Genomic DNA, 8,117 nt, shown 5'->3' on the forward strand with positions numbered 1-8,117 from the left:
GCCAAGGGTCTGATAGTCCCCGCTTAACGCTGTTTAAGGGGACAGAATGGCCTCTCGGACCACGGCGGCCCCGGACCCAGCCAGGCGCTTGGCGGCGCTTGGCGACCTGGACCTGACGAGCCTTTCGCCGACCATCGCGCGGGTGGAACGTCTTGCACGCATGCACTGCGGGCTGGAATCGGCCGTGGTCTTCGCCGACGCCGACGGCGTCTGGCGCATGGACGCGCCCGAGGACTGGGACCACGCCGCCGACCCCTCCATCACCTTCGCCGGCGTCGCCCTGACGCAGCCCGACCTGTTGTGGGTGGAAGACGCCCGGGCCGACGCCCGGTTCAACGCCCACCCCTATGTGACCGGTCCCCGCGGCCTGCGCTTCTACGCCGGCGCGCCGATCCAGCTGGCGGATCGCCGGATCGGGGTGATGGCGGTGGCCGGGACCGAGCCCAGGGCCTTCGACGCCGACCTCGCCGTCTTCATCCAGGACCTGGCCGACATCGTCGCCAACGAGTGCGCCCAGCACCGGACCTTGCGCGACCTGGCCGAGATGAAGGACCAGGCCGCCGCCGCCCTCGACGACGCCAAGCGGTCCGAGCGGCGGCTGCAGCTGGCCCTGGACATCGGTGAGCTGCGGGCGTGGGAGATGGACTTCAGCCGCGAGGAGCTGATCGAGGCCGGCGCCCAGCGCGCGCTCAACACCACCTACGAAGAATTCAGCGCCAATGTCTGGCGCGACATCCACCCCGAGGACCTCCCGGCCTGCAAGGCCGCCTGGAAGGCGCACCTGGAGGGGGGGCCGATCTTCCGCCAGACTCATCGCAGCCTGCTCGAGAACGGCGACGCCGCCTGGACCTTCACCGCCTGCGAGGCGGTGCGTGACGACCGCGGCCAGATCGTGCGCGTGCTGGGCGTCATGCGCGATATCGACAAGCAGAAGCGCGCCGAGATCGAACTGGTGAAGGCCAAGGAGGAAGCCGAGGCGGCCAACCGGGCCAAGAGCGAATTCCTGGCCAATATGAGCCACGAGATCCGCACCCCGCTGAACGGCGTCATGGGCGTCGCAGGCGCCCTTGGCCGCACCGAGCTGTCGCCAAGCCAGGCTGAGATGGTCGGGCTGATCGAGACCTCGGCCCAGACCCTGGAAGCCCTGCTCACCGATATCCTCGACCTGGCCCGGATCGAGGCCGGCCGGCTGGAGATCCGCCCCGAGACCTTCGATGTGGCGACCTCGGTCAACGCCTGCGCCGCCCTGTTCCAGGCCAACGCCGAGTCCAAGGGCCTGAAGCTGTCGGTGGAGATCCAGCCCCACGCCCGCGGCGCCTATGAGGGCGACGCTCCACGCCTGCGCCAGATTCTGTCCAACCTGCTGGGCAACGCGGTGAAGTTCACCGCCGCCGGCGAGGTGAAGCTTACGGTTCGCGGCCGCCGCGACGAGACCACAACCCACCTGGAGTTCGAGGTCGCCGATACCGGCATCGGCTTCGACGAAGCCACCCGCCAGAGGCTGTTCGGCCGCTTCCAGCAGGCCGACGGCTCCATCACCCGCAAGTACGGCGGCACCGGCCTGGGCCTGGCCATCTCGCGCTCCCTGGCCGAGGCCATGGACGGAGAGCTGAGCGCCGCCTCGACGCCGGGCGAGGGCTCGGTCTTCACCCTGGCCATCGAACTGCCCCGCCACACCGGCGCGGTGGAGATGTGGGGCGAGCACGAGGCCGCGGCCGAGGCCGACCTGACCGCCATGCGGGTGCTGCTGGCCGAGGACCATCCCACCAACCGGAGAGTGGTCGAACTGATCCTGGGCGCCGCGGGCGTGAACCTGGTCAGTGTGGAGAACGGGCTGGAGGCCGTCGACATGGCCTCAAGGACCGGCTTCGACCTGATCCTGATGGACATGCAGATGCCGGTGATGGACGGGCTCACCGCCATCCGGGCGATCCGTCGCAACGAGGCCCGGCTGGGCCGGCGGCGCACGCCGATCTACACCCTGACCGCCAACGCCATGCCCGAGCACGCCCAGGCCTCGCACCAGGCCGGCGCCGATGGCCACGTGACCAAGCCGATCACCGCCGAGGGCCTGCTGAAGGTGGTCGAACAGGTCTCCTCCGCCCTGGAGCGCGAGGACGACCAGGCCGTGCGCGCCGCGAGCTGAGCCCACCCCGGCCAGGGGCCGGGGGCTATCGCATCGACCCTCGCGTCGGCGGTCTCGCTCCTACTGCGAGATCCGCAGACTGGCGATGGAGCCGGCGATGGAGTTGAAGGCCGCCGTCAGGTCGCTGGCCTGGGTCACGTCGTAGTACTTGTCCGTGGACGAGGCGCAGCCCTGCAGCAGAGTCTTGGAGTTGGCCGACACGCCCACCCCTACCGTGTAGATGGTGATGTTCCTGGCCTTCACCGCGGCGCACAGGGCCGTGAAGCGGTCGTTCATCTTGCTGTTGCGGGTGGCGTCAGAGCCGCTGGTGATGCCCAGCAGGCCCTGCCAGATATAGCCCAGCCCGCCATAGTAGGAGCCGTTGTTGCTCCAGCCGGACGGGGTGACCATGGTGTTGTCGCCGTCGGTCATCAGCACGATGATCTTGCGCAGATTGGCGGTCGAATAGGCCGCGCCGTCGCCGAACGGGGCGTTGGGGCTCAGGGTGTGCCAACCCCACATCAGACCCATGGGCACATTGGTCTCGCCCGAGGCGACCATGCCGTCGATCGCCGTCTTCACCGTCGAGGTGGTGGCGGTCAGGCGGATCACCGGCTGCAGGTCGCACCACGCGTTGGGGCCGTCCACCGACCCGGACAGGGTGGTGTTGTACTTGGCGACGCGCTTCTGTCGGGTCGACCAGCTCGAGCTGTTCGAGCCATCGTCCAGGTAGTCGTTCACCGTGCCGTAGAAGCCGTCGTTATAGTCCGCCTCGTCCGGCCAGAAGTAGGGCACGAACATGGTGGCCGGCGTGCCCGAGGTCGGGGCCGTCTCCTGGATGTCATAGGGCTGCTTGCGGCTTTCCACGCAGCCCGCCCAGGACTTGCCCATCTGCTTCATCAGACCGAAGCGGTCCTGCTGGCTGGCGAAGATATCGGTGCCGTCGGTCACATGCGCCTGAGCCTGGGGATCGATCCAGGACGGGATGCTGGGGCCGGAGTGGGTGGTGGTGTTGTAGCTGTTCAGGCTGGTGGCGCCCTGGACCCGCACGGTGGCGGCGAAGGGGACCAGGGAGACCTTCAGCGGGTCGGTGACGGCCACATTGGCCGACGCCGCCACCAGGGTGTCGATCAGGCTCTTGGCCGCGGCCTTGGTGTTGTCGAGCTTGGTCCCCTGCATCGAGCCGGTGTTGTCGAGCACCAGAGCCACTTCCAGCCTCTCCGTGCCGCGCACGACGGTGGAGCTGGCCTTGAGGTTGGCGTGGGTCCACACGCTGGGGGCCAGGGCCGGCGCGGTGATCTCCGCATAGCCCGTGACGGTGTCGCCGCTGAGGGTGAAGGTCGACGCCACCAGGGTCACGCCCGCGGGCAGCACCAGGTTGGCGGCCAGGGCCTTGTCGCCGACGGCGTCCACGGCCGTGCTGGTGGTGGCGTTCGAGCGCGCGGCGAACAGGGTCGCGGCGTCGAGCGCATCCTGCAGCTGGGTCCTCTGGGTCGAGCCCAGATAGAGGTCGGCTATGCCGAGCACGACGGGGCTGAGCAGCACCAGGGCCAGGGCGAAGAACACCGCCGCGACGCCGCGCTCGTCCCGTGCGCCGGCCACCAGCTTCGCGGCGACGGCCTTGCGCAGGCTCCGCTGGCTGCTGTCGGATTTCACGGAACGACCTCCTCGGCTCTGAACGCGAGAGAGAAAGATCGTCGACCAGCGTAAACGAAGACGCCCCTGAACAGGGTAAATTGAGCCTGGCGCCTACTGCGAGATCCGCAGGCTGGCGATGGAGCCGGCGATGGAGTTGAAGGCCGCCGTCAGGTCGCTGGCCTGGGTCACGTCATAGTACTTGTCGGTGGATGAGGCGCAGGATTTCAACAGGGTCTTGGAGCTGTTCGAGACGCTGACCCCCACCGTGTAGAGGGTGATGTTCTTGGCCTTGATGTTGGTGCACAGGGCCGTGAAGCGCTCGTTCATCTTGCTGGTGCGGGTGGAGTTGGAGCCGCTGGTGATGCCCAGCAGACCCTGCCAGATGTAGCCCAGACCCTCGTAATAGGAGTCGTTGTCGCTCCAGCGCGGGCTGGAGTAGGTGTTGTCGCCGTCGGTCATCAGCACGATGATCTTGCGCAGATTTGCCGTGGAATAGGCCGCGCCGTCAGCGAAGGGCGCGTTGGGCGACAGGGTGTGCCAACCCCAGACCAGGCCCATCGGCACGTTGGTCTCGCCGGTGGCGACCATGTTGTCGATGGCCGTCTTCACCGTCGAGGCGGTGGTGGTCAGGCGGATCACGGTCTGCATGTCGCAGTCCAGGTTGGGCCCATCGACCCGGCTGGACAGGGTGGTGTTGTACTTCGCCGCGTTCTTCTGCCGAACCCACCAGTTGTTGCTGCTGTTCCCGTCGTTCAGATAGTCGTTGTAGGAATCGAAGCCGTCGTCCGTATCCGCCTCGTCGGGCCAGAAATAGGGGACGAACATGGTGGCCGGCGTGCCCGAGGTCGGGGCGGTCTCCTGGATGTCATAGGGCTGCTTGCGGCTCTCGACACAGCCCGCCCACGACTTGCCCATCTGCTTCATCAGGGTGAATCGGTCCTGCTTGCCGTTGAAGATGTCGGTGCCGTCGTCGAAATGCGCCTGGCCCTGCGGGTCCAGCCAGGTGGGAATGCCGGTCCCGGCGTGGGTGGTGGTGTTGTAGTTGGTCAGGCTGGTCGTGCCCTGAACCCGCACCGTCATCGAGAACGGCACCAGGGAGATCTTCAGCGGATCGGTCAGGGTCGAGTTGGCGGCCGAGGCCACCAGGGTGTCGATCAGGCTCTTGGCGGCGGTCTTGGTGTTGGTGAGCTTCGTGCCCTCCATCGAGCCGGTGTTGTCGAGCACCAGGGCCACTTCCAGCTTCTCGGTGCCGCGCACCACAGACGAGTTGGCCTTGAGGTTGGCGTGCGGCCACAGGCCCGGCGCCACAGCCGGCGCGGTGATCTCGGCGTAGCCGGTGACCGTGTCGCCGCTCAGCGTGAAGGTCGAGGCCACCAGGGTCACCCCCGCCGGCAGCACCAGGTTGGCGGCCAGGGCCTTGTCGCCGACCGTGTCCACAGCCGCGCTGGTGGTGGAATTGGAGCGCGCGGCGAACAGGGTCGCGGCGTCTAGCGCATCCTGCAGCTGGTTCCTCTGGGTCGAGCCCAGATAGAGATCGGCCATGCCCAGGGCGATGGGGCTGAGCAGCACCAGGGCCAGGGCGAAGAACACCGCCGCCACCCCGCGCTCGTCCCGCGCGGCCGCCGTCAGCAGGCGTCGAAGGGCGGCGGCGAGCTTCACGGGGCGATCCCCTCCCGGTTCAGGTCCGGGAAGAAGGATCGCCCCTTATGGTAAACGAAAGATTCAACTCACGGGCTTACCAGCCGCAGTGTTCGCCCTTGTTCTGCTTGGTCAGCCACACGTTCAGCGGCTGGAAGTAGTCAGCCACCGCCTGGGCGTCGGTGCGGGTCTCGCCGGTGAAGGCGGCCAGCTCCTCGGGCCAGGGCTTGGAGGCGCCCATGGCCAGCATGGCCTCGAACTTCTTGCCCATCTCCTTCTCGCCATAGATCGAGCAGCGATGCAGCGGGCCCTTCCAGCCGATCTGGCGGCAGGCCGCCCGGTGGAACTGGAACTGGTAGATGTGGGCCAGGAAGTAGCGGGTGTAGGGCGTGTTGCCGGGCACGTGGTACTTCGCCCCCGGATCAAAGGCGTCGGCCGGGCGCTCGGCCGGCGGGGTCAGGCCCTGATACTTCATCCGGAGCTCCCACCAGGCGGCGTTGTAGTGGGCCGGGTCCACCTCGCCGGAGAACACCTCCCAGCGCCAGCGGTCGACCAAGAGGCCGAAGGGCATGAAGGCGATCTTGTCGAGCGCCATCTTCAAGAGGAATGGAATGTCCTCCTGCTCGCCGGGCACGGTGTCCAGGAGGCCGATCTGCTTCAGATAGGTGGGCGTCAGCGCCGACAGGCCGGCGAAGTCGCCGATCGCCTCGTGGAAGCCGTCATTCGCCCCGTTCTTGAACAGGAACGGCTGATCGGCGTAGGCGCGCTGGTAGTAGTTGTGCCCGAGCTCGTGGTGCACCGTGTAGAAGTCGTCGGCGTCGACCTTGGTGCACATCTTGATGCGGATGTCGTCGCGGTCGTTGATGTCCCAGGCCGAGGCGTGACAGACCACCTCACGGTCCCTGGGCCGGGTGATCTGCGACCGTTCCCAGAAGGTCTGCGGCAGGGGCGAGAAGCCCAGCGACGAGTAGAAGTTCTCGCCGGTCTTGACCATCTTCACCGGGTCATAGCCGTGGCTGACCAGGAGGTCGTCCAGCTTGTAGCTTGAGGGCGCGGACTTGGGTGCGACCACGTCATAGATGTTGCCCCACTGCTGGGCCCACATGTTGCCCAGGAGGTCGGCGCGGATCGGGCCGGTGCGCTTCTGGACCGCATCGCCGTACTTGTCGTTCAGCCGGGCGCGCACATAGCAGTGCAGGTTCTTGTAGAAGGGCTCGACCTGCTTCCACAGCCGGTCGGTCTCGGCGGCGAAGGCGTCCGGCTCCATGTCGTAGCCCGAGCGCCACAGGGCCCCGGTGTCCTTGTAGCCCAAGCCGCGCGAGCCCTCATTGGCCAGCTTCACGAGCTCGGCGTAGTCGGACCGCATCGGCGTGGCGATGGAGTGCCAGCCCTCCCAGACCGCCTTCAGCTCGGCCGGATCACGCGAGCTCGCCAGCACGTCCTCGGCGTCGTTGAGGGTGAGCGTCTTGCCCTTGTACTGGAACTTGCCGGTGGAATAGGTCGAATCCAGCCGCGACCCCAGGGTCGCCAGCTCCTGCGCCGCGCCCGGCCGATCCGGGGCCGGCAGCACCAGATAGAGCTTGAGCAGCTTCAGCTTGCGGGCGGTGACGGGGTCCACCGCCACCCCGTCATACTTGGCGGCTTGCTTGGCGAACCGGGTGGCGAGCTCGTTCTGCTCGCCCGAGGCCTTGGCCTCCAGCCACTGGGTGTCCTCGGTGATGTAGGTGGCGCGCACCCAGGCGGCCTTGGCCACATAGAGGTTGAAGGCGGCCAGCTCGGCCTCGGCCTTGTCGACAAAGGCCTTGGCCTCGGCCGGCGTCGGTTTCGATTGCGCCAGCGCCGGCGAAGCGGCCAGCAGCGCCGCCGACGCCGCGGCGAGAAGTCGGAGTTTCATGAACGGGCGTTCCCCAAAAGCGTTTGCGCAGAAGGGAGCGTTACGCAGGCGTTACGTCAAGCTGAGCTGCACACTGAAGCCCTTCTCCCCTTGTGGGAGAAGGTGGCCCCGCGGAGCGGGGTCGGATGAGGGGTCGCAAGGCGGTTCCGCAGCAGGCGCTCAACTGACAGGGTCTTCAACCCCTCATCCGTCAGCTTCGCTGACACCTTCTCCCACAAGGGGAGAAGGGAACTGAGTTAAACCCGCACTCCGGCCATCGCCTGGCGGATGGAATCCTCGACCGCCGCCTGGGCGTCGGATTGGGAAAAGCCCGCGCCGGTGGCTACGGTTTCGCCATCCTCGTCATAGACGCACCACGACCAGCCGCTCTCAACATGGGTGAGCGAATAGGCGAACGGTTGGTCGGGCATGGCGGCCTCGCGTTGTGCGTTGCAGCAATTGTGACAGGATGGAGACTCCAACGCGGGCCGGTGTCAAGCGGTTGCGCCTAGTTGCGATGCACTCTCAACCCCGCGCCGGGGCAGGCGAGACGCCCGATTTCATCGGCCTCTGATTGACCTTGCCCGCGCTTTCGCGTTCGGATCACAGCAACACGCTTAACGCCGGGAGGGGGCCCCATGGCGACCGATCACGAGACGCCGAACGAGGGCGCGCCGCAGACGCCGGACGCCACGCCGGAAGCGACGCCGCAGACCGGAGCTCAGCGCCCGCACGAGCGCGTCCTGGACCGCCTGAAGGCCTTCGCCGCCCAGGCCCGCCGCGGCCAGGTGCCCGGCCTCGCGGCCGCCGCCGTGGTGATCGCCGCCTTCGGGGGCGGGATAG

The 8,117-nt window shown here is 67.5% G+C and carries 6 protein-coding genes; 2 read left to right on the top strand and 4 right to left on the bottom strand.

Annotated features, from left to right (window positions below; translation table 11 throughout):
- The first annotated feature begins 46 nt into the window (after positions 1-46).
- Positions 47-2,146, top strand: a complete 2,100-nt coding sequence (locus ACFQ27_RS16345) for a hybrid sensor histidine kinase/response regulator (RefSeq protein WP_377354356.1) — start codon at positions 47-49, stop codon at positions 2,144-2,146.
- 60 nt (positions 2,147-2,206) lie between these two features.
- On the opposite strand, the gene ACFQ27_RS16350 is transcribed toward ACFQ27_RS16345, so the two are convergent.
- From ACFQ27_RS16350 to ACFQ27_RS16365, 4 genes are all read right to left on the bottom strand, one after another.
- Positions 2,207-3,781 carry a pilus assembly protein TadG gene (locus ACFQ27_RS16350; protein WP_377354357.1) on the bottom strand — a complete coding sequence of 525 codons (1,575 nt, stop codon included), beginning with the start codon at positions 3,779-3,781 and terminating at the stop codon, positions 2,207-2,209.
- Between the two features lie 93 nt (positions 3,782-3,874).
- Positions 3,875-5,422: a pilus assembly protein TadG gene (locus ACFQ27_RS16355; RefSeq protein WP_377354358.1), complete on the bottom strand. Its 1,548-nt coding sequence runs from the start codon at positions 5,420-5,422 to the stop codon at positions 3,875-3,877.
- Between the two features lie 76 nt (positions 5,423-5,498).
- Positions 5,499-7,295, bottom strand: a complete 1,797-nt coding sequence (locus ACFQ27_RS16360; RefSeq protein WP_377354359.1) for a M2 family metallopeptidase — start codon at positions 7,293-7,295, stop codon at positions 5,499-5,501.
- Positions 7,296-7,531: 236 nt separating this feature from the next.
- Positions 7,532-7,705, bottom strand: coding sequence for a hypothetical protein (locus tag ACFQ27_RS16365; RefSeq protein WP_377354360.1), 174 nt, complete (start codon positions 7,703-7,705; stop codon positions 7,532-7,534).
- A 207-nt stretch (positions 7,706-7,912) separates the two neighbouring features.
- Here ACFQ27_RS16365 and ACFQ27_RS16370 point away from each other — a divergent pair.
- Positions 7,913-8,117, top strand: a 205-nt coding sequence (locus tag ACFQ27_RS16370) for a hypothetical protein (RefSeq protein WP_377354361.1), incomplete at its 3' end; no start/stop codon positions are given.

This window comes from Phenylobacterium conjunctum, from assembly GCF_042679085.1.
In the GTDB taxonomy this organism is placed as follows: domain Bacteria; phylum Pseudomonadota; class Alphaproteobacteria; order Caulobacterales; family Caulobacteraceae; genus Phenylobacterium; species Phenylobacterium conjunctum.

Bases quoted from the DNA above. Each gene is read 5' to 3' on its own strand.
- ACFQ27_RS16345 (WP_377354356.1), top strand. From the start codon at position 47: ATGGCCTCTCGGACCACGGCGGCCCCGGACCCAGCCAGGCGCTTGGCG.
- ACFQ27_RS16360 (WP_377354359.1), bottom strand. From the start codon at position 7,295: ATGAAACTCCGACTTCTCGCCGCGGCGTCGGCGGCGCTGCTGGCCGCT.
- ACFQ27_RS16365 (WP_377354360.1), bottom strand. From the start codon at position 7,705: ATGCCCGACCAACCGTTCGCCTATTCGCTCACCCATGTTGAGAGCGGC.